Below are 20,897 nucleotides of genomic sequence, written 5' to 3'. Positions count from 1 at the left end.
TTCGGCTTCCTTCGAGTCTGCCCGACCGTACGAGGGTTATCTGCCCCAACTGGATCATCGGCGTGGCGGATTCGGCGGGGATCTCGGGTACGGCGCGTAACCGGCCACACCACTCAGGGTAATTGCCCGAAATGCACGACTTCGTCCGGCGTGTAAGTCTGATCCCGGCCCCGATCCCAGGATCCCCCTCAGGAGGCACGATCATGGCCAAGAACAAGAACCGTGACCGCAGTCAGCAGCAGAAGAGCGCCCCGGCAGCCGAGCGCGGCCGCCAGGACGCCGAGAAGTCGGCCATGGAGGCGCACACGCAGTCCGCCGTCTCGGCCACCCCCGGGGACCTGGCCCGCAAGGGCCGCGAGCGCAGGTTCGGCCACAACTGACGTATGCCGCAGCCGCGTTGAGGGGCGCACCCGATGCGGGCGCACCCCTCAAGGCCGACCAGGGCCGGCGTTCCAGCGGCAGGACCTGGTCGGCCTTGCGTCAGCCCGCCAGGCAGGACGGGCCGAGCAGCACCTTCAGGTCGCCGAACAGCGACGGGTCGGGCGTGACACGGTGCCGGTCCAGCCGGAGCACCGTCGTCTTCCGCGCGCCCTGGAGCTTGATCCGCACCTCCGTGGAGCCGCGGTGGCTGCTCAGCACCTCGCCGAGCTTCTCGACCATCGGCGGGGTGACCTTGACCGTCGGAATGGTGATCGTCACGGGGGCGTTGGTGCCCGCCTCCGAGAGGTCGGGGACCATCATCTCCATGGCGACCAGACGGGGGATGTCCTCGCGCTTGTCGAGTCGGCCCTTGACGAAGACGACGGTGTCCTCGACGAGTTGGGTGGACACCAGCTGGTAGGTCGCCGGGAAGAACATGCAGTCGATGGAGCCGGCCAGGTCCTCGACGGTGGCGATGGCCCAGGCGTTGCCCTGCTTGGTCATCTTGCGCTGGAGGCCGGAGATGATGCCGCCGATGGTGACGATCGAGCCGTCCGAGTAGTCGCCGCCGGTCAGCTGGGCGATGGCGGCGTCCGCCTTGTCGCTCAGGACGTGTTCCAGGCCGAACAGCGGGTGGTCGGAGACGTACAGCCCGAGCATCTCGCGCTCCTGGGCGAGGAGATACGTCTTGTCCCACTCGATGTCGGAGAACTCGACGTCGAGACCGAAGCCGGGGCCCTCGGAGGCGCCGTCGGCGGCGTCGCCCATGCCGCCGAAGAGGTCGAACTGCCCCTCGGCCTCCTTGCGCTTGACCTGCACGACGTTGTCGATCATCGGCTCGTAGTGCGCCGTCAGCCCCTTGCGGGTGTGGCCCATCTCGTCGAAGGCGCCGGCCTTGATCAGTGATTCGGTGGTGCGCTTGTTGCAGACGACCGCGTCGACCTTGTCCAGGTAGTCGGGGAACGAGGCGTACTTCCCCTTCGCCTTGCGGCAGCGGATGATCGAATCGACGACGTTCTGACCGACGTTGCGGACCGCGGTGAGGCCGAAGAGGATCACGTCGTCACCCTGGGCGGCGAAGTTCGCCTCCGACTCGTTGACGTTCGGCGGCAGCACCTTGATGCCCATCCGGCGGCATTCGTTGAGATAGACCGCCGACTTGTCCTTGTCGTCGCGCACCGAGGTCAGCAGCGCGGACATGTACTCGGCCGGGTAGTTGGCCTTGAGGTAGGCGGTCCAGTAGGTCACCAGGCCGTACGCCGAGGAGTGCGCCTTGTTGAAGGCGTAGCCGGCGAACGGGACCAGGACGTCCCACAGGGCCTGGATCGCCTGGTCGGAGAAGCCCTTCTTCTTCGCGCCCTCCTGGAAGAGAACGAAGTTCTTCGCCAGCTCCTCGGGCTTCTTCTTGCCCATGACGCGGCGCAGGATGTCGGCCTCGCCGAGGGAGTAACCGGCGATGATCTGGGCGGCCTTCTGCACCTGCTCCTGGTAGACGATCAGGCCGTAGGTGAGGCCCAGCGTCTCCTTCAGGGGCTCTTCGAGCTCCGGGTGGATCGGCGTGATCTCCTGCCGGCCGTTCTTGCGCTCGGCGTAGTTCGTGTGCGAGTTCATGCCCATCGGGCCCGGCCGGTACAGGGCCGACACGGCGGAAATGTCCTCGAAGTTGTCGGGCTGCATCTGGCGCAGCAGCGAACGCATCGGGCCGCCGTCGAACTGGAACACACCGAGCGTGTCACCGCGGCACAGCAACTCGAAGGTCTTCGGGTCGTCGAGCGGGACCGACAGCAGCTCCAGCTTGATGCCCTTGTTGGCCTCCACCATCTTCACGGCGTCGTCCATGATGGTGAGGTTCCGCAGGCCCAGGAAGTCCATCTTCAGCAGGCCGAGCGACTCGCACTGCGGGTAGTCCCACTGCGTGATGGTCACGCCGTCGGTGTGCCGCACCCAGACCGGGGCGTGGTCGACGATCGGCTCGCTGGACATGATGACGCCGGCGGCGTGCACGCCCATCTGCCGGACCAGGCCCTCGACGCCCTTGGCGGTGTCGATGACCTTCTTGACGTCCGGCTCGTTCTCGTACATCCCCCGGATCTCGCCCGCCTCGGAGTAGCGGGGGTGCTCGGGGTTGGTGATGCCGTCGAGGTCGATGCCCTTGCCGAGGACGTCGGCGGGCATGGCCTTGGTGAGGCGGTCGCCCATCGCGTACGGGTAGCCCAGGACGCGCGCGGAGTCCTTGATGGCGTTCTTGGCCTTGATCTTGCCGTAGGTGCCGATCATGGCGACCTTGTCGGCGCCGTACTTCTCCGTCACATACCTGATGACCTCGACGCGCCTGCGCTCGTCGAAGTCGATGTCGACATCGGGCATGGACACGCGCTCGGGGTTGAGGAACCGCTCGAAGATCAGCCCGTGCTCGATCGGGTCGAGGTCGGTGATGCCCATGGCGTAGGCGACGATCGAGCCGGCCGCGGAACCACGCCCCGGACCCACCGCGATGCCGTTGTTCTTCGCCCACATGATGAAGTCGGCGACCACGAGGAAGTAGCCGGGGAACCCCATCTGGATGATGACGTCCATCTCGTACTCGGCCTGCTTCTGGCGGTCCTCGGGGACGCCGCCGGGGAAGCGGCGCTCCATGCCGCGGCGGACCTCCTCCTGGAACCAGGTGACCTCGGTGAAGCCCTCCGGGATGTCGAACTTCGGCATCAGGTCGCGCTTCTCGAACATGCCGGTGGTGTCGATCTGCTCGGCCACCAGGAGGGTGTTGGCGCAGCCCTGCTGCCAGGCGTCCGAGGAGTCGATGGCGTACATCTCGTCGGTCGACTTCAGGTAGTAGCCGGTGCCGTCGAAGCGGAAGCGGTCCGGGTCGGAGAGGTTCTTGCCGGTCTGGATGCACAGCAGCGCGTCGTGCGCGGTCGCCTCATGGGCGTAGGTGTAGTGCGAGTCGTTGGTGACCAGCGGCGGGATGTCGAGCTTCTTGCCGATCTCCAGCAGGCCGTCCCGCACCCGGCGCTCGATCTCGATGCCGTGGTCCATCAGCTCCAGGAAGTACCGGTCCTTGCCGAAGATGTCCTGGTACTCGGAGGCCGACTTCAGTGCCTCGTCGAACTGGCCGAGGCGCAGCCGGGTCTGGAGCTCCCCGGAGGGGCAGCCGGTGGACGCGATCAGGCCCTCGGACCACTGGGCGATGGTCTCCTTGTCCATGCGCGGCCACTTCTGCAGCCAGCCCTCGGCATACGCGTCCGAGGACAGCCGGAAGAGGTTGTGCAGACCGGTTTTGTTCGCCGCCCAGATCGTCTTGTGCGTGTAACCACCCGAACCGGACACGTCGTCGCGCTTCTGATGCGGCTGGCCCCACTGGATCTTGCGCTTGTTGCGCCGCGACTCGGGGGCGACATACGCCTCGATGCCGATGATCGGCGTCACCCCGGCCTTCTGCGCGGAGTGGAAGAAGTCGTACGCGCCATGGAGGTTGCCGTGATCGGACATGGCGATATGCGTCATGCCCATCTCGTTGCACGCGTTGAACATGTCCTTCAGCCGCGCCGCACCGTCCAGCAGCGAGTACTGGGTGTGGACGTGCAGGTGCGTGAAGGGCGGCTTTGCCACGGCGGAGGACCTCCGGAAAACAGTGGGCGACGGACTGGTGAGACGGTCCCGAAGTCTACGACTCCCCACTGACAAACGCCGGGCACTCGCGGGTAGCCTCGCCCGTTGTCACAGGCAGAACAGGTGCCCGACCGGCACCTGTCCTCCCTATCGTTTCCGCACCTCAGGAGGCACCCAGCGATGTCGTCCCAGCACGCCCCGGCGCAGGACGCCGCGCAGCGCGGCGAGGAGATCCTCGCCGTCTTCGACACCGCCTTCGGGGAGCTGCTCGCCGCCGACCCCGCGGCCTTCCGTGTGAAGTTCCGGAAGATGGCGGCCTCGGCCTTCGCCTTCTACCGGGGCACGGCCTGCCTGTTCTACCGCGATCTGGAGGCCGCCGGCGAAAAGGACGGCGGGCCGTATCTGGACGAGCGGACCGGCCGGGTGTGGATCCACGGCGATCTGCACGCCGAGAACTTCGGCACGTACATGGACGCCACCGGCCGGCTGATCTTCAACGTCAACGACTTCGACGAGGCGTACGTCGGGCCCTTCACCTGGGACCTCAAGCGGTTCGCCGCCTCGGTCGCGCTGATCGGCTACGCCAAGGCGCTCAGCGACGAGCAGATCACCGCCCTGGTGCGCACCTACGCCGCCGCCTACCGCGCGCGGATCCAGGCGCTGGCCTCGGGTGCGAAGGATCACGAGGTGCCGCCGTTCTCGCTCGACACCGCCGAGGGCCCGCTGCTGGACGCGCTGCGCGACGCCCGCTCGCTGACCCGGTTCTCGCTGCTGGACTCGATGACCGAGATCCGCGACTTCGAGCGGCGGTTCTCGGCCGGCGGCGGCAGCGTCGAGCTGGACGCGGCGACCCGCTACAAAGTGCTGGCCGCCTTCGACGGCTATCTGGAGACGCTGCCGGAGTCCAGCCTGGACCGCCCGGACTCCTACCGGGTCAAGGACGTGGTGGGCCGGCGCGGCATCGGCATCGGGTCGGCCGGTCTGCCCTCGTACAACATCCTTCTGGAGGGCAACAGCGACGCCCTGGAGAACGATGTGGTGATCTACATGAAGCAGGCGCAGACCCCGGCCGTCTCCCGGCACATCACCGACGCCAAGGTCCGCGAGTACTTCCAGCACGAGGGCCATCGCACGGTGATCTCGCAGCGCGCCCTTCAGGACCACGCCGACCCGTGGCTGGGCTGGACCGAGCTGGACGGGGCGGGCCAGCTGGTCGCCGAGATCTCGCCGTACGCGGTCGATCTGGACTGGTCGGACATCGACGACCCGGAGGAGATCGCCGCGGTGGTGGCCGACCTGGGCCGGGCCACCGCCACGATGCACGCCGCCGCGGACGACGAGAGCGGCCACTCCCTGGTGCCGTTCTCGACCGAGCGCGCCATCGACGCCGCGATCGCCGCCGACGAGGACGGCTTCGCCGAGCTCCTGGTGGACTTCGCGCACGCGTACGGCGCCCGTGCCCGCGCCGACCACCAGGTCTTCGTGGACCTCTTCCGCAACGGCCGGATCCCCGGCCTGTAGGCCGACCTGTCCGGTATATGTGAATTCGATCCCTCTTAGCCGTCGCTTACCCCGGCTCATGGCACACTCGGCAGCAATGGATCTCTCGGCGGCACACCTGCGGGCACTGCGCGCGGCGCTCTTCACAGCGCTGTGCGTCACGCTGTCCTCGGCGTCGCATGTGCTGCTGTCCCGTATGCCGCTGCCGCTGACCACCGTCGCCGCGCTCTCGGTCGCCGTGTTCGCCCTCGCCTACGCGCTGGCAGGCCGCGAGCGCGGCTACTGGCGGATCGCCGCGCTGCTGCTCCCTCTGGAGCTGGCCGCCGACACGGTCTTCAGCCTCGGCCAGCACACCTGCTACGGACCGGCCGGCGGCCCGGTCACCGGCCCGCTGCGTTCCCTGGGCGTGGATCTGGTCTGCGGCGGCGGCTCCGTCGGCACCCCGCTGGCGCGGCTCCCCGAGGACGCCGCCGCCGCTACCGCCGCGCCCTCCACCGTCTGGATGCTGCTGCTCGCGGCGCATCTGCTGGTGGGGCTGCTGGCCGCAGCCTGGCTGCGCCGCGGCGAGGCCGCGCTGGCGCGGCTGCTGGGCGCGGTGGCCGGCTTCGCCTTCCGCCCGCTGCTGATAGCCGTCGCGGTCACCGCCGCGTCGGCCGCACCGCGCCGCGCGGTGGCCGCCCCCGTACGGCCCGGACCGGCCGCCCGCGCCTTCCCGCTGCTGGTGCACTGCGTCGTGCGCCGTGGCCCGCCCTGCGCGCTCGCTGCCTGAGGCCCCCGGGCCCGCAGCACGCGTACGCCGTCACCGGCGTACGCCTCCGACAGCACGCAACCCCGTCCCACGGACAGCCACGGATTCCACGGAGCAGGATCAGTCATGAGCAATCGCAACACCCAGGCCAACAAGCAGGCAGCCCGCGAGCGGCTGCGCGCCGAGCGTGAGCGGCAGGCGAAGCGGGAGCGGACCCGCCGGCAGCTGATCGTCGGCGGTGCCGTCGTCGGCGTGCTGGCGGCGGCCGGCGGTATCAGTCTGGCGGTCGCCAACGCGGGCGGCGGCGACAGCAGCGGCAGCGGCGCGAGCGGCGACGTCTGGGCGAAGGCCGCGAAGGCCAGGCTCATCAAGCCGGCGAACACCAGCGGCACCGACGGCACCACCATCGTCATCGGCAAGAAGGACGCCAAGCACACCCTGTCGCTCTTCGAGGACCCGCGCTGCCCCGGCTGCGCGAACTTCGAGCAGAAGGTCGGCGAGACGGTCCAGAAGGACATCAAGGCCGGCAAGTACAAGGCGTCCTTCCATCTGGGCACGTTCCTGGACGCCAACCTCCAGGGCACCGGCTCCAAGAACGCGCTGAGCGCGCTGGGCGCCGCCCTCAACGAGAGCCCGGACGCCTTCCTCCAGTACAAGGAAGCGCTGTTCTCGAAGGAGTTCCACCCGGAGGAGACCGGCCCGGACAAGTTCGCCGACGACAACTACCTGGTCGAAGTCGCGGACACGGTCCCGGGGCTCAAGGGCAACGCCTCCTTCCAGAAGGCGCTCAAGTCCGGCACGTACGACAAGTGGGCGCTGGCGATGTCCGACGCGTTCAACAAGTTCAAGGACGTCACCAGCACCCCGACGGTCAAGCTCGACGACACGGTGCTGGGCACGGACACCCCGCAGGGCAAGGCGGCCCCGGCCGACCCGGCGACCTTCACGTCCATGGTCGACAAGGCCATGAAGGGCTGAGCCACGTTCTGACCCCGGTCAGGTCGTGACTGCGGCCGGCGCGCGTCCCGCGTGCCGGCCGCATTCTTGTCCCGATGCCAAATCTTGACCCGGGCGGGTGCCGTGCCCGTGGCAGACTCCCGGCATGCAGGGGACAGGAGTTCACCCCGGGACCCGGCCAGGGGTCTCGCCGGGGGCTCAACTCAGGGCGGTGCGGGCCGCGTTGTTCACCGCGCTGTGCGTGACCCTGTCCACCGCCTCCCATGTGCTGCTCTCCGGCGCCCCGTTGCCGCCCGTCACGGTCGCCGCGATCTGCGCCGCCGTCTTCGCCGCGGCGTACGCGCTGACCGGACGCAGGCGCGGATACGGCCGGTTCGCGGCGCTCCTGGTGCCGTTGGAGCTGGCCGCCGACACCGTCTTCACCGCCGGGCAGCACACCTGTTACGGGCCGGCCGGCGGCCCGGTGACCGGGCCGCTGCGCTCGGTCGGCGTCGATCTGCTGTGCCGGGGCGGCGAGTTCGGCACCCCGCTGGCCCGGATGGCGGCACATCCCGGCGGCGCGATTCCGCCGGTGGTGCCCACCGCCGCGCCCTGGCTGCTGCTCGCCGCCCATGTGGCCGTCGGCCTGCTCGCCGCCGCCTGGCTGCACCGCGGGGACGCCGCACTGGACGGGCTGCTGCGGGCGGCGGCCGCGTACGCGTTCCGGCCGCTGCTGATCGCGGTCACGGTGGCCGGGTACGTGCCGGCCCTGCTCCGCCGCGGCATCAGGGCGTCGCACCCGGCGCCGCCGGCCCGCCCGCTGCCCCTCCTCGCACACTGCGTACTGCGCCGCGGCCCGCCCCGTACGGCCGTCTGACCAGCAGTCCGTACGAGCCATCAGCATTCACAGCACCGAGGGACCGGGACAAAACACCATGAGCAACCGCAACAGCCAGAGCAGCAAGACGGCCGCCCGCGAGCGGATCCGCGCCGAGCGGGAGCGGCAGAAGAAGAAGGAGCGGCTGCGCCGCCAGCTCGTCGTGGGGGGGTCGGTGGTCGGCGTCCTGGCCCTGGCCACCGGGATCGGCGTCGCCGTGATGAAGGCGAACGAGCCCACCGGCTGGGAGGCCGCCAAGGAGGCGAAGCTGATCAAGCCGCAGCACACCCAGGGCAAGGACGGCACAGAGATCCTCATAGGCGACAAGAACGCCAAGGAGACCCTGGAGGTCTTCGAGGACATCCGCTGTCCGTCCTGCGCGGCCTTCGAGCAGAGCACCGGCAAGACCCTGCTCAAGGACATCGAGGACGGCCGCTACAAGGTCCGCTTCACCATGTACGCGTTCATCGACGGCCTGGCGGGCGGCGAGGGCTCCAAGAACGCGCTGAGCGCGCTCGGCGCGGCGCTGAACGTCAGCCCGGACGCCTTCCTGAAGTTCAAGACGGCGCTGTACTCCGTCAAGAACCACCCCGAGGAGCGGGAGGACGTCTACGGCAAGGACGCCGCGCTGCTCAAGATCGCCGCCGAGGTGCCGGAGCTGAAGAACAACAAGGCGTTCGTGGGGGCGGTCAGGAAGGGCACCTACGACCCCTGGGCGATGAAGATGGAGGCCCTCTTCGGCCGCAAGGGGGTGCGGGGCACGCCGAGCTTCATGCATGGCGACAAGAAGCTGACGTTGGCCCCGATCCCGCAGCAGCAGATGACGCAGGCGCAGTACAACGCCCTCGCCGACGCCAACTTCAAGAAGATGATCGACAAGGAGTTCGGCCCGGCGAAGGGGACGGGCGCGGGCAAGGACGACGGCAAGAACAAGGGCGACGGAAAGGGCATCCGGGAGGGGGAGAAGGACCCCACGGCCGGCAACTGAGGGCCCCGACGGAGGGAAGAACCTCCCGAATCCCTTAAGGAATGGGGGCGGGAGGGCGAATTCTCGGGATTCCCGGAAATCGCTCTCCCGTTCTTCCCTACCGGCCAGTAAGGTGATCGGCCGTGACCGATCATGACCAGATCTCCCGCCGCACTGCCGTCACGGCCGTAGCCGCCACCGCCGCACTGCTGCCCTTCGCGGGCGCCGCCGCCGCGTACGCCCAAGAGACCGGGAACCAGAGCCGGTTCTTCCAGCACGGCGTCGCCTCCGGTGACCCGCTGCCCGACGGCGTCCTGCTGTGGACCCGCGTCACGCCGACCGCCGCGGCCGCCCCCGGCTCAGGCCGCGGCCCGGCCACCAAGGTGAGCTGGCAGGTGGCGACGGACCAGCACTTCGCCTCCGTCGTCGCGCACGGCAGCGTGACCGCCTCGGCCGCCACCGACCACACCGTCAAGGCGGACGTCCGCGGCCTGCGCCCGGCCACCCGCTACTACTACCGCTTCACCGTCGACGGGCAGCACTCCCCCGTCGGCCGCACCCGCACCACGCCCGCCCACGACTCCGCGGCCGGCAACGTCCGCTTCGGCGTGGTCTCCTGCGCCAACTGGGAGTCCGGCTACTTCTCCCCGTACCGCCATCTCGCGAACCGCGGCGACCTGGACGCGGTGCTGCACCTCGGCGACTACCTCTACGAGTACAAGTCCGGCGAGTACCCCGCCTTCAAGTACGTCGTACGCCCGCACTCCCCCGCCCACGAGCTGCTCACGCTCGCCGACTACCGCACCCGGCACGGCATCCACAAGACCGACCCGGACGCGCTGGCCATGCACGCCGCGCACCCGGTCATCGCCATCTGGGACGACCACGAGTTCGCCGACAACGCCTGGTCGGGCGGCGCGGTGAACCACACACCGGACGCCGAGGGCGCCTGGTCCGCACGGGTGGCCGCCGCGAAGCAGGCCTACTTCGAGTGGATGCCGGTCCGCCCCTCCATAGCCGGCACCACCTACCGCCGGCTGCGCTTCGGCACCCTCGCCGATCTGCATCTGCTGGACCTGCGGTCGTTCCGCGACGAGCAGGCCAAGCCGGGCAGCGGCGCGGTCGACGACCCGAGCCGGACGATCACCGGGCGGGCCCAACTGGACTGGCTCAAGGCCGGGCTGGAGCGCTCGGACACCGCCTGGCGGCTGGTCGGCACCTCGGTCATGGTCTCGCAGGTCGCCTTCGGCTCCATACCGGCCCATCTGCTCGGCCCGCTCGCCGAGATCCTCGGCATACCCAAGGAGGGCCTGGCAGCCAACACCGACCAGTGGGACGGCTACACCGACGACCGGCAGGAGCTGCTCGGCCACCTCAGCGACCGCGGCATCGACAACACCGTCTTCCTCACCGGCGACATCCACATGGCCTGGGCCAACGACGTACCGCTCAAGGCGGCGACCTACCCGGCCACCCGCCCGGTGGCGACCGAGTTCGTGGTCACCTCCGTCACCTCCGACAACCTGGACGACATCCTGCACGTCGCCCCGCACACCATCTCGCTCGCCGGCGTCGCCGCCATCCGGGCCGCCAACCGGCATGTGAAGTGGCTGGACATGGACTCGCACGGCTACGGCGTCCTCGACGTCACCGCCGAGCGCACACAGATGGACTACTTCGGCATCTCCGACAAGACCGACCCGAACGCCACCAGCGAGCTGCTGCGCTCCTACCGCACCCGGACGGGGACCCAGCAGATGGAGCGGGCCGACCAGCCGGTGAGCTGAGGCCGGGGCGCCGGGGCCCGCGCCGTCCCACCGGGCCCCGGACCCGGCCCGTCTTCCGCTCAGAGGCCGGCCAGGAACCCCAGCGCCACGTTCCAGGTGCTCTCCGCCGCCTCCGCGTCGTAGTCCGGCAGGTCCGGGTCGGTGTAGAGATGGCCGGCGCCGGCGTAGCGGAACACCTCGACATCGGCGCCGGCCCGGCGCATCTGGAGATACCAGGCGTTCAGCCAGTCATGCGGCTCGTACGGGTCGGGGTCGGCCACATGCAGCTGTACCGGCAGGTCATCGGCCTCGGCGCCGTCCGCGATGTCGGAGGTGCCGTGCAGCAGGAGCAGCCCGCGGGTCTTCTCGTCGGCCAGCGCGAGGTTCTGCGCGACCGAGCCGCCGAAGGAGAAGCCGGCATAGACCAGACCGCGCTCCGAGTACGGCGCGACGGCCGTGACGGCCCGCTTGAGGAGTTCGTCCTTGCCGATCTCCTCCTTGATGAGCATGCCGTCCTGCACCGAGTCGGCGGTCCGCCCGTCGAACAGGTCGGGAACGATCACCTCGTGTCCGGCGGCGCGCAGCCGATCCGCCGCGGCCCGCACGGCGGGTCTCAGCCCACACACCGAATGAAACAGGACAATCGTCAAGGACCCGCTGGTCGGGGACTCGGCGGAGGCCGGCACTGACATCACTCCCTGGGGTTGGATCGCACTTCCCCCATCGTGCCAGCTACGGTCGGTGGGAACGGCACGAGCACACGGCATCGCTGCCCGAGCGGTGCCGTACACCGCATCGAGGAGGCACCCGTGTCCATGGAGGATGTGCTGCGCCCGATAGCCGTGATCGGCGGCGCGGTGGTGGTCACGCTCATCCTGGGATGGCTGGCCGACCGTACGCTGCACCGGATCGACGTCAGACATCCCGAGACCCCGCTGTGGGACCTGCTGCGCCGCTGCCGGATCCCGCTGCAAGTCGTGCTGTGCACGGCCCTGTTGCGCGGCGCGTACGACGAGACCGGGCTGGAGAGCGTCGAGCAGCACTCCGCCGGCGTCGGCAGGGCGCTGTCGCTGATCCTGATCGCGGCCACCGCCTGGCTGCTCGTACGGGCCTCGGCGGCGGTCGTGGAGTCGTGGTACTCGCGCTATGCGGCGGCCGGCCGGGACGCGGCGCGGGTGCGCCGGGTGCGGACCCAGGTGACGCTGATCCAGCGGGTGGTGACCGCCGTGGTGGGGGTCGTCGCGGCGGCCGCGATGCTGCTGACCTTCCCCGAGATGCGGGCGGTCGGCACGTCCATGCTGGCGTCGGCCGGGGTGCTGGGCATCGTCGCCGGCATCGCCGCCCAGTCCACCCTCGGGAATCTCTTCGCCGGCCTCCAGATCGCGTTCGGCGACATGGTGCGGCTCGGTGACACGGTGGTCGTGGACGGCGAGTGGGGAACCGTCGAGGAGATCACGCTGACCTTCCTGACGGTACGGACCTGGGACGAGCGCCGGATCACCATGCCGGTGTCGTACTTCACCAGCAAGCCGTTCGAGAACTGGTCGCGCGGCGGCCCGCAGATGACCGGCACGGTCCTCTTCCACCTCGACCACTCCGCGCCGGTGGAGGAGATGCGGCAGCGGATGCAGAAGATCCTGGAGGAGTCCCCGGACTGGGACGGCCGCTCCTGGAGCCTGGTCGTCACCGACACCACACCGTCCACGATCGTGGTGCGCGCACTGGTCACCGCCCGGGACGCGGACACCATCTGGACGGTGCGCTGCCACGTCCGCGAGCGGATGATCGAGTGGCTGCGCACGGAGCACGCGTACGCACTGCCACGCATCAGCACGACGACGGCACCGGCCGACCAGGAAGCGGCGCGGCCGGACCGCCGACACCCCCCGGAATAACCCCCCGCCGCCCCCACGTTGTGGACCCGCAGGGGGCCCTCGCGTCCCCTAGGGGATCTGTTCGAACGTCCCCTAGGGGCTCCCCCGCAGGCTCCGCACGTCCAGATGCCGCAGTACCCGGTCCACGATCTCCGGGTCCGCGCCCGGCTCGCTGCGCGCGGCGAGCACCTCGTGCCGGGCCGCGGAGAACATTTCGGCCTGGATGCGCTGCACCTTCTTCATCCGCGTGAAGCGCTTCTCGAAGAGCTCGCGCCGCTCGTCGTCGACGATCTCCGGCGCGATCCGCGCCCCGATGTCGTACGCCCGCCGCGCCAGCTGGTCGCCGACCTCCTCGGGCAGCTCCTCGACCGCCAGGATCTCCCTCAGCCGCCGCTTGGACGCCTTGATGACCCGCAGCGCCAGCTCCCGCTCCAGCGCGTCCTCGGCATCGGTGTCGGCCCGCACGTTCAGCCTGCGCACCAGCCAGGGCAGCGTGAGGCCCTGGACGACGAGGGTGCTGAGCACCACCGCGAAGGCGATGAAGAGGATGTCGTCGCGGACGGGGAAACCGTCGCCGCCGTCGACGGAGTACGGAATGGCCAGCGCCAGCGCCACCGAGGCCACCCCGCGCATCCCCGACCACCACATGATGAGCGTCTCGCGCCAGCTCATCGGGATGTCCTCGTCGTAGTCGCGGCGCCGGTGGAGCCGCTTGGCCAGCCAGGACGCGGGCAGCAGCCACAGCAGACGGACCGCGACGACGACCCCGACGACGGCGGCGCCCGCGCCGAGCAGCTGGTCCCAACGGCCGTCCGCGGCGCCGAAGATGTTGTGCAGCTCCAGCCCGATCAGTCCGAACGCGACACCGGTGACCAGGGTGTCGACGACCTCCCAGAAGGTGTATCCGGCGAGCCGGCCCATCACGTCGTCGGCGTCGACCGCGTACTCGGCCAGGAAGAGCGCGCAGGTCAGCACCGCGAGGACACCGGAGCCGCGGAACTCCTCGGCCAGGACGTAGGCCATGAACGGCACCAGCAGCGTCAGCCCGATCTGGAGCGTCGGGTCGCCGAGCAGTCCCATCAGCTTGTTGGTGAGCCAGCCCAGCACCAGCCCCACCGCTATGGCGACCACCGCGGACAGCACCAGCGAGCCGAGCGCCCCGGGCACCGAGAAGGTGCCGCTGACCGCCGCCGCGAGCGCCACGTGGTAGAGCACGATCGCGGTGACGTCGTTGAACAGCCCCTCGCCCTCCAGGATCGAGACCATCCGGCGGGGCAGTCCGAGCTTGCCGGCGACGGCCGTCGCGGCGACCGGGTCGGGCGGTGCGACCAGCGCGCCGAGCACCACCGCGGCGGCCAGCGGCATCCCGGGCACCACGGCCTGGGCGACCGCGGCGACGGCGGCCGTGGTGGCGAAGACCAGCGCGACGGCGAGCAGGAAGATCGGCCGGAGGTTGGCGGTGAACTGCCGCCAGGAGGTGCGCTGCACGGCCGCGTAGAGCAGCGGCGGCAGCACGATCGGCAGGATGAACTCGGGCGGTACCTCGATGTTGGGCACGAACGGCAGCAGCGCGAGGACCGCACCGGCGAGCGTCATCAGCACCGGCGAGGGCAGCCCCAGCCGGTCGCCGACCGGGACCATGACCACGGCTCCGAGCAGCAGGACGAACAGCAGAGCCAGCTGGTCCACGAGGCTACGCTCCGGGGTGGTCGGAATCGATCACTTTCCGGCTCAAGATTGCCAGATGCCTGTGGTTGCCGACCGCGGTGGGACCGGCAGCACGCCGGATGCCTGTGGTCGCCGACCGCGCCCGGTCCGGGCGGCAACCGCCCCGCCGTCAGCTGCTCTCGTCCCGCACGGTCTCCAGGGCGTGCCGCAGATCATCGGGGTAGGCGCTCTCGAACTCGACCCAGCTCCCGTCGGAGGGGTGCTCGAAGCCCAGCCGGACCGCGTGCAGCCACTGCCGGCCGACGCCCAGCCGCTTGGCGAGGGTGGGGTCGGCGCCGTACGTCAGGTCGCCGACGCAGGGGTGGCGGTGCGCGGCCATGTGCACCCGGATCTGGTGGGTGCGCCCGGTCTCCAGCTTGATGTCGAGCAGGCTGGCCGCCCGGAACGCCTCGATCAGGTCGTAGTGCGTGACCGAGGGCTTGCCCTCGGCGGTGACCGCCCACTTGTAGTCGTGCTGGGGGTGCCGGCCGATGGGGGCGTCGATGGTGCCGCTCATCGGGTCCGGGTGGCCCTGGACGAGGGCGTGGTAGCGCTTGTCGACCGTACGGTCCCGGAACTGCTGCTTGAGCAGGGTGTAGGCGCGCTCGGACTTGGCGACCACCATCAGGCCCGAGGTCCCGACGTCGAGACGGTGCACGATGCCCTGCCGCTCGGCGGCACCGGAGGTGGAGATGCGGTAGCCGGCCGCGGCGAGGCCGCCGATGACCGTGGTGCCGCTCCAGCCGGGGCTGGGATGCGCGGCGACGCCGACCGGCTTGACGATCACCACGATGTCGTCGTCGTCATGCACGATCTCCATGCCCTCGACGGGCTCGGCGACGATCTCCACGGGCGGCGCGGCCTGCGGCATCTCGACTTCCAGCCAGGCACCGCCGCGCACCCGCTCGGACTTCATCACCTCGGCACCGTCGACCCGGACCTTGCCGGCGGCCGCGAGATCGGCGGCCTTCGTACGGGAGAAGCCGAACATGCGGGCCAGCGCGGCGTCGACGCGCTCGCCCTCCAGGCCGTCCGGTACGGGCAGGGTGCGGATCTCGGGAAGGGTGCTCACCCCACGAGTATGGCAGCCGCGGCACGGTGTTCCGGCCCGGCGGCGGGCCCTGGGCCCCGGGGCCGGACCCCGGAGGCCTGTGGGCGGGCGGGGCCGGCTCAGTCCTTGTGGATGGTGCCGTCCGGGTCCAGGCCGCGGAAGGACAGGATCACGATCAGGAAACCGCCGCAGACGATCGCGGAGTCGGCGAGGTTGAAGACCGCGAAGTGCGCCGGGGCGATGAAGTCGACCACCGCGCCCTCGAAGACGCCCGGCGAGCGGAAGATGCGGTCGGTGAGGTTGCCGAAGGCGCCGCCGAGCAGCAGCCCGAGCGCGAAGGCCCAGGGCAGGCTGTAGAGCTTGCGCGCGATCCGGGCGATCACCACGATCACCGTCGCCGCGATGATCGTGAGGAAGATCGTCAGCGCCTCGCCGATGCTGAACGCGGCGCCGCGGTTGCGGATCACCTCGAACTGGAGCAGCGTCCCGATGATCTGGACCGGCGCGTGGTGCTCCAGCTTCTCGACCACGATGAGCTTGCTGCCCAGGTCAAGCAGGTAGACGAAGGCGGCGACGAGCAGCAGCGCGACGATCCGCCGCTTGCCGCGGGCCGCCTTCTGCTCCGGCTCCGCCGGCCGTCCCCCTTCGGATCCCGGCTCGGAATCCGCTCCGGATCCCGGCTCGGATTCCGGCGTACCGGTGATGCGTTCCGCCTCTGCCACGTGTGAGTCCCTCAGCCCGTTGAGTCCGCGGCCAGACCGTGCCTGGCTGAGGACGAGAGTACGGCACACCCGTACGGCCGCGGCCGGAACGGGGGCCCGGCCGCGACGATTCGGCCGTGTCAGCGCCGCTCCTGCTTCTGTTTGCACTCCACACACAGTGTCGCGCGCGGGAACGCCTGCATGCGCGCCTTGCCGATCGGATTGCCGCAGTTCTCGCACAGCCCGTAGGTGCCGGCGTCCAGCCGGCCCAGGGCCCGCTCGGTCTGCTGGAGCATCTCGCGGGCGTTGGAGGCCAGCGCCAGCTCGTGTTCGCGGGTGATGTTCTTGGTGCCGGTGTCGGCCTCGTCGTCGCCGGCGCCGTCGCCGTCCCGCATCAGTCCGGCGATGGCGTCCTCGGACGCGGTGATCTCGCTGCGCAGCCGACCCACCTCGTCCATCAGCTCGGCCCGTGCCGCGGCGACCTCGCCCGGTGTCCAGGGGTCCTCGCCGGGCCGTACGGCGAGCTCCTCCGGCGTCGCGGCCACCCGCGCCTTGGGCACGGCGGTTTCCCGCCGGGGCGCCTTGCCGTGCGTCCCGGCCGCCGCCGCGGTCTTCTTCGCCACCACCGTTTTGGCTCCCGTCTTCTTCGCGGGCACCGCCGCCTTCTTGGCCGCGGTGTTCTTCGGCACTTTCTTCGCCGCTTTCTTCGCGGTCTTCTTGGCGGCCGTCGTCGCCGCACTCTTCGGTGCCGTGTTCTCCGTGGCCGGCTTCTTCTGCGCGGCGGTCTTGTGCGTCGCCTTCTGTGCGGGCTGCTTCGCGACGGCCTCGTCGGCAGGCGTCGTGCTCTGCTCCGCGGCGGTCTTTTTCGCCACCATGGCCGCGACCCCTTCACATATGTGATCTTGTTCGCGAATCGTGACGGGAACGATAAATCGCCGCACGCCATGCGGCAACGGGACGCACCGCCCGACGGTTCCGGCCACCCCACCCGAAGGCCAGGTCTGCATCGGTTGTGCCCCGCTCCCCGCCCCGTAACCGCCGGGTCCGCCGCCGGCCAGGGGGAACGCGCGCTCCGGCGGCCGGCCGTTCGCCATTCGGGTCATCCCGCGGGGCGCCCCGGCCGCGCCGCGCTCCCGGGCCCGCCCCTCCACCCACCATCCGCATCCGGAAAACCGGTCGGCCGCTGTCGGTGCGGCCCCGTACACTTGCACCCAGCGAAAGGCATCGATGGGACGAGTAGCGTCGTACGCAGCCAGCAGCGACCCGGGGACGGTGCGAGCCCGGGGGCGTGCGCGACGTGAAGATCACCCCGGAGTCGCCGGAAGAAAGCTTTGGATAGTGGGCTCCGCCCACGGGTCTGGACAGTGGGCGGAGCCCACGGGCCGCGGGCCACCCAGGGCGAGTAGAACCGGCAGCGCGACCCCAATGAGGGGGCGGTGCAGTGGCACCGCCAAGGAGGGTGGTACCGCGGGAGCGCAGGCTCTCGTCCCTCCGGACGGAAAACGCAGCAGGTGTCCGCCGGAGGAAGCCCCCGATGAGTCCGCAACCCCAGTACCGCCAGGTGCCCGCCCAGGTAGACCTTCCCGCCCTGGAGCACGCCGTGCTCGAGTTCTGGCAGGAGCAGAAGGTCTTCGCCCGTACCCTCCAGCAGTCCGAGGGACGGCCCGAGTGGGTCTTCTACGAAGGCCCCCCGACGGCCAACGGCATGCCCGGCGCCCACCACATCGAGGCGCGTGTCTTCAAGGACGTCTTCCCCCGGTTCCGCACGATGCAGGGCTACCACGTCGCCCGCAAGGCCGGCTGGGACTGCCACGGCCTCCCGGTCGAGCTGGCCGTGGAGAAGGAGCTGGGCTTCAACGGCAAGAAGGACATCGAGGCGTACGGCATCGCCGAGTTCAACGCCAAGTGCCGCGAGTCGGTGACCCGCCACACCGACGCCTTCGCCGAGCTCACCACCCGCATGGGCTACTGGACCGACCTCGACGACCCGTACCGCACCATGGACCCGCAGTACATCGAGTCCGTGTGGTGGTCGCTGAAGGAGATCTTCAACAAGGGCCTGCTGGTCCAGGACCACCGCGTCGCCCCCTGGTGCCCGCGCTGCGGCACCGGCCTCTCTGACCACGAGCTGGCGCAGGGCTACGAAACCGTCGTCGACCCGTCCGTCTTCGTCCGCCTCCCGCTGACCTCGGGCCCGCTGGCCGGCGAGGCCGCGCTGCTGGTCTGGACGACCACCCCCTGGACCCTGGTCTCCAACACCGCGGTCGCCGCGCACCCCGAGGTCACCTACGTCGTCGCCACCGACGGCGCCGAGCGGCTGGTCGTCGCCGAGCCGCTGCTGGAGAAGGCCCTCGGCGAGGGCTGGACGGCCACCGGGCAGTCCTTCACCGGCCGCGAGATGGAGCGCTGGGCCTATGAGCGCCCGTTCTCCCTCGTCGAGCTGGAGGGCGCCAACTTCGTCGTCAACGCCGAGTACGTCACCACCGACGACGGCACCGGCCTGGTCCACCAGGCCCCGGCCTTCGGTGAGGACGACCTCAGGACCTGCAAGGCGTACGACCTGCCGGTGATCAACCCGGTCCGCCCGGACGGCACCTTCGAGGAGGGCCTGGCGCTGGTCGGCGGCCAGTTCTTCAAGAAGGCCGACGAGGCGCTGGTCGCCGATCTCGATGCCCGCGGCCTGCTCTTCAAGCACATCGCCTACGAGCACAGCTATCCGCACTGCTGGCGCTGCCACACCGCGCTGCTCTACTACGCCCAGCCGTCGTGGTACATCCGTACCACCGCGGTCAAGGACGCCCTCCTCCGGGAGAACGGCAACACCAACTGGTTCCCGGAGTCGGTCAAGCACGGCCGGTTCGGCGACTGGCTCAACAACAACATCGACTGGGCGCTGTCCCGCAACCGCTACTGGGGCACCCCGCTGCCCATCTGGCGCTGCGAGGAGGACCACCTCACCTGCGTCGGCTCGCTGACCGAGCTGACCGAGCTGACCGGCACCGACCAGTCCGGCCTGGACCCGCACCGCCCGTTCATCGACGGGATCACCTTCGCCTGCCCGACCTGCCAGGGCACCGCGACCCGCGTCCCGGAGGTCATCGACGCCTGGTACGACTCGGGCTCCATGCCGTTCGCGCAGTGGGGCTACCCGTACCGCAACAAGGAGCTCTTCGAGAAGCGCTACCCGGCGCAGTTCATCTCGGAGGCCATCGACCAGACCCGTGGCTGGTTCTACACGCTGATGGCCGTCGGCACCCTGGTCTTCGACAAGTCGTCGTACGAGAACGTCGTCTGCCTCGGCCACATCCTCGCCGAGGACGGCCGGAAGATGTCCAAGCACCTGGGCAACATCCTCCAGCCGATCCCGCTCATGGACCAGCACGGCGCCGACGCGGTCCGCTGGTTCATGGCCGCCGGCGGCTCGCCCTGGTCCGCGCGCCGGGTGGGCCACACCACCATCCAGGAGGTCGTCCGCAAGACGCTGCTGACCTACTGGAACACCGTCGCCTTCCAGGCGCTGTACGCCCGTACGTCCCAGTGGGCGCCGTCCGCCGCCGACCCGGCGCCGGCCGACCGCCCGCTGCTGGACCGCTGGCTGCTCAGCGAGCTGAACGCGCTGGTCGGGGACGTCACCGAGGCCCTGGAGTCCTACGACACCCAGCGCGCCGGCAAGCTGCTGTCCACCTTCGTCGACGACCTCTCCAACTGGTACGTCCGCCGCTCCCGCCGCCGCTTCTGGCAGGGCGACGCGGCCGCGCTGCGCACCCTCCACGACGTCATCGAGACGGTCACCCGACTGATGGCCCCGCTCACCCCGTTCATCACCGAGCGGGTCTGGCAGGACCTGGTCGTGCCGGTCAGCCCGGACGCGGCCGACTCCGTCCACCTCTCGACCTGGCCGGTCGCCGACACCTCGGCCGTCGACCCGACGCTGTCCGCCCAGATGCTGCTGGTCCGCCGACTGGTCGAGCTGGGCCGGGCCACCCGCGCCGAGTCCGGCGTCAAGACCCGCCAGCCGCTCTCCCGCGCGCTGGTCGCGGCCGCCGGCTTCGTGGACCTCTCCGAGGACCTGCGCGCGCAGATCGCCGAGGAACTCAACGTCACCTCGCTGGCATCCCTCTCGGAGGTCGGCGGTTCCCTCGTGGACACCACCGCGAAGGCGAATTTCCGTGCCCTGGGCAAGCGGTTCGGCAAGGGCGTCCAGGCGGTCGCCAAGGCCGTCGCCGCGGCGGACGCCGCCGCGCTCTCGCTGGCGCTGCGCGAGGGCACGGCGAGCGTCGAGGTCGACGGCGAGCTCGTCGCCCTCACCCCCGACGAGGTGATCATCACCGAGACCCCGCGGGAGGGCTGGTCGGTGGCCTCCGACTCCGGCGCCACGGTCGCCCTCGACCTGGAGATCACCCCGGAGCTGCGCCGGGCCGGCCTGGCCCGCGACGCGATCCGCCTCATCCAGGAGGCCCGCAAGAACAGCGGCCTGGACGTCGCCGACCGGATCGCGCTGCGCTGGCGGGCCGCCGACGACGAGCTGCGCACCGCGCTGGCCGACCACGCGGGCCTGATCTCCGACGAGGTACTGGCCACGGCCTTCTCGAACGAGGACAGCGCCGCCGGCGAGGCCACCGAGGACGGCTACGGCGAGGTCTTCGAGGACGAGGCCCTGGGCCTGACGTTCCGGCTGCGCAAGGCGTAACGGACCCGTCACCCAACGAAGCCCCCGGCGCTCACCGCCGGGGGCTTCTCC

Annotated in this window: 15 protein-coding genes; 9 read left to right on the top strand and 6 right to left on the bottom strand. The window is 70.3% G+C overall.

Annotated features, from left to right (window positions below; genetic code table 11):
- The first annotated feature begins 203 nt into the window (after positions 1 to 203).
- Complete coding sequence (locus tag FCH28_RS38205) at positions 204 to 380, top strand: hypothetical protein (RefSeq protein ID WP_169314212.1); 177 nt, start codon at positions 204 to 206, stop codon at positions 378 to 380.
- Positions 381 to 480: 100 nt separating this feature from the next.
- Here FCH28_RS38205 and dnaE read toward each other — a convergent pair whose 3' ends face one another.
- The gene (dnaE, locus tag FCH28_RS21055; protein ID WP_136741627.1) at positions 481 to 4,029 is read right to left on the bottom strand and encodes a DNA polymerase III subunit alpha; all 3,549 of its coding nucleotides are present in this window, start codon (positions 4,027 to 4,029) and stop codon (positions 481 to 483) included.
- 180 nt (positions 4,030 to 4,209) lie between these two features.
- Between dnaE and FCH28_RS21050 the strand changes: the two genes are divergently transcribed.
- The 6 genes from FCH28_RS21050 to FCH28_RS21025 all read left to right on the top strand — a co-directional run bounded on the left by FCH28_RS21050 (position 4,210) and on the right by FCH28_RS21025 (position 10,844).
- The gene (locus tag FCH28_RS21050; protein ID WP_136741626.1) at positions 4,210 to 5,550 is read left to right on the top strand and encodes a DUF2252 domain-containing protein; all 1,341 of its coding nucleotides are present in this window, start codon (positions 4,210 to 4,212) and stop codon (positions 5,548 to 5,550) included.
- 76 nt (positions 5,551 to 5,626) lie between these two features.
- On the top strand, positions 5,627 to 6,298 hold the full coding sequence (locus FCH28_RS21045) for a hypothetical protein (RefSeq protein WP_136741625.1): 672 nt from the start codon (positions 5,627 to 5,629) through the stop codon (positions 6,296 to 6,298).
- Between the two features lie 105 nt (positions 6,299 to 6,403).
- A complete protein-coding gene (locus tag FCH28_RS21040) occupies positions 6,404 to 7,255 on the top strand; it encodes a thioredoxin domain-containing protein (RefSeq protein WP_136741624.1) in 852 nt (283 codons plus the stop codon).
- Positions 7,256 to 7,379: 124 nt separating this feature from the next.
- Positions 7,380 to 8,090: a hypothetical protein gene (locus FCH28_RS21035; protein ID WP_136741623.1), complete on the top strand. Its 711-nt coding sequence runs from the start codon at positions 7,380 to 7,382 to the stop codon at positions 8,088 to 8,090.
- 58 nt (positions 8,091 to 8,148) lie between these two features.
- Positions 8,149 to 9,078 carry a thioredoxin domain-containing protein gene (locus FCH28_RS21030; RefSeq protein ID WP_136741622.1) on the top strand — a complete coding sequence of 310 codons (930 nt, stop codon included), beginning with the start codon at positions 8,149 to 8,151 and terminating at the stop codon, positions 9,076 to 9,078.
- Between the two features lie 122 nt (positions 9,079 to 9,200).
- Positions 9,201 to 10,844, top strand: a complete 1,644-nt coding sequence (locus FCH28_RS21025) for an alkaline phosphatase D family protein (protein WP_136741621.1) — start codon at positions 9,201 to 9,203, stop codon at positions 10,842 to 10,844.
- A gap of 59 nt (positions 10,845 to 10,903) precedes the next feature.
- Here the strand turns inward: FCH28_RS21025 and FCH28_RS21020 are convergent, their stop codons facing one another.
- Entirely contained in the window at positions 10,904 to 11,515 is a 612-nt protein-coding gene (locus FCH28_RS21020) for a dienelactone hydrolase family protein (RefSeq protein WP_136741620.1), read from the bottom strand.
- Positions 11,516 to 11,638: 123 nt separating this feature from the next.
- On the opposite strand from FCH28_RS21020, the gene FCH28_RS21015 reads away from it, so the two are divergent.
- Positions 11,639 to 12,718: a mechanosensitive ion channel family protein gene (locus FCH28_RS21015; protein WP_136741873.1), complete on the top strand. Its 1,080-nt coding sequence runs from the start codon at positions 11,639 to 11,641 to the stop codon at positions 12,716 to 12,718.
- Between the two features lie 72 nt (positions 12,719 to 12,790).
- Here FCH28_RS21015 and FCH28_RS21010 read toward each other — a convergent pair whose 3' ends face one another.
- The 4 genes from FCH28_RS21010 to FCH28_RS20995 form a co-directional block, all read right to left on the bottom strand.
- The gene (locus FCH28_RS21010; RefSeq protein ID WP_136741619.1) at positions 12,791 to 14,386 is read right to left on the bottom strand and encodes a Na+/H+ antiporter; all 1,596 of its coding nucleotides are present in this window, start codon (positions 14,384 to 14,386) and stop codon (positions 12,791 to 12,793) included.
- Between the two features lie 148 nt (positions 14,387 to 14,534).
- The gene (locus tag FCH28_RS21005; protein WP_136741618.1) at positions 14,535 to 15,476 is read right to left on the bottom strand and encodes an RluA family pseudouridine synthase; all 942 of its coding nucleotides are present in this window, start codon (positions 15,474 to 15,476) and stop codon (positions 14,535 to 14,537) included.
- 98 nt (positions 15,477 to 15,574) lie between these two features.
- A complete protein-coding gene (gene lspA, locus FCH28_RS21000; RefSeq protein WP_136741617.1) occupies positions 15,575 to 16,177 on the bottom strand; it encodes a signal peptidase II in 603 nt (200 codons plus the stop codon).
- Positions 16,178 to 16,296: 119 nt separating this feature from the next.
- Positions 16,297 to 17,031 carry a TraR/DksA family transcriptional regulator gene (locus tag FCH28_RS20995; protein ID WP_136741616.1) on the bottom strand — a complete coding sequence of 245 codons (735 nt, stop codon included), beginning with the start codon at positions 17,029 to 17,031 and terminating at the stop codon, positions 16,297 to 16,299.
- A gap of 659 nt (positions 17,032 to 17,690) precedes the next feature.
- Between FCH28_RS20995 and ileS the strand changes: the two genes are divergently transcribed.
- On the top strand, positions 17,691 to 20,846 hold the full coding sequence (gene ileS, locus FCH28_RS20985) for an isoleucine--tRNA ligase (protein WP_136741615.1): 3,156 nt from the start codon (positions 17,691 to 17,693) through the stop codon (positions 20,844 to 20,846).
- Positions 20,847 to 20,897 lie beyond the last annotated feature (51 nt).

The organism is Streptomyces piniterrae, from assembly GCF_005048155.1.
GTDB classification, from domain to species: domain Bacteria; phylum Actinomycetota; class Actinomycetes; order Streptomycetales; family Streptomycetaceae; genus Streptomyces; species Streptomyces piniterrae.
The sequence above is the reverse complement of the archived record's forward strand: the minus strand, read 5'-3'. Positions and strand labels throughout refer to the sequence as shown.

What these genes read in the sequence shown, in the direction of transcription:
- FCH28_RS38205 (WP_169314212.1), top strand. Translation starts at nt 204, where the DNA reads ATGGCCAAGAACAAGAACCGTGACCGCAGTCAGCAGCAGAAGAGCGCC.
- FCH28_RS21020 (WP_136741620.1), bottom strand. Translation starts at nt 11,515, where the DNA reads ATGTCAGTGCCGGCCTCCGCCGAGTCCCCGACCAGCGGGTCCTTGACG.
- FCH28_RS21015 (WP_136741873.1), top strand. Translation starts at nt 11,639, where the DNA reads ATGGAGGATGTGCTGCGCCCGATAGCCGTGATCGGCGGCGCGGTGGTG.
- FCH28_RS20995 (WP_136741616.1), bottom strand. Translation starts at nt 17,031, where the DNA reads ATGGTGGCGAAAAAGACCGCCGCGGAGCAGAGCACGACGCCTGCCGAC.
- FCH28_RS21045 (WP_136741625.1), top strand. Translation starts at nt 5,627, where the DNA reads ATGGATCTCTCGGCGGCACACCTGCGGGCACTGCGCGCGGCGCTCTTC.
- FCH28_RS21030 (WP_136741622.1), top strand. Translation starts at nt 8,149, where the DNA reads ATGAGCAACCGCAACAGCCAGAGCAGCAAGACGGCCGCCCGCGAGCGG.
- FCH28_RS21040 (WP_136741624.1), top strand. Translation starts at nt 6,404, where the DNA reads ATGAGCAATCGCAACACCCAGGCCAACAAGCAGGCAGCCCGCGAGCGG.
- ileS (WP_136741615.1), top strand. Translation starts at nt 17,691, where the DNA reads ATGAGTCCGCAACCCCAGTACCGCCAGGTGCCCGCCCAGGTAGACCTT.
- FCH28_RS21035 (WP_136741623.1), top strand. Translation starts at nt 7,380, where the DNA reads ATGCAGGGGACAGGAGTTCACCCCGGGACCCGGCCAGGGGTCTCGCCG.
- FCH28_RS21050 (WP_136741626.1), top strand. Translation starts at nt 4,210, where the DNA reads ATGTCGTCCCAGCACGCCCCGGCGCAGGACGCCGCGCAGCGCGGCGAG.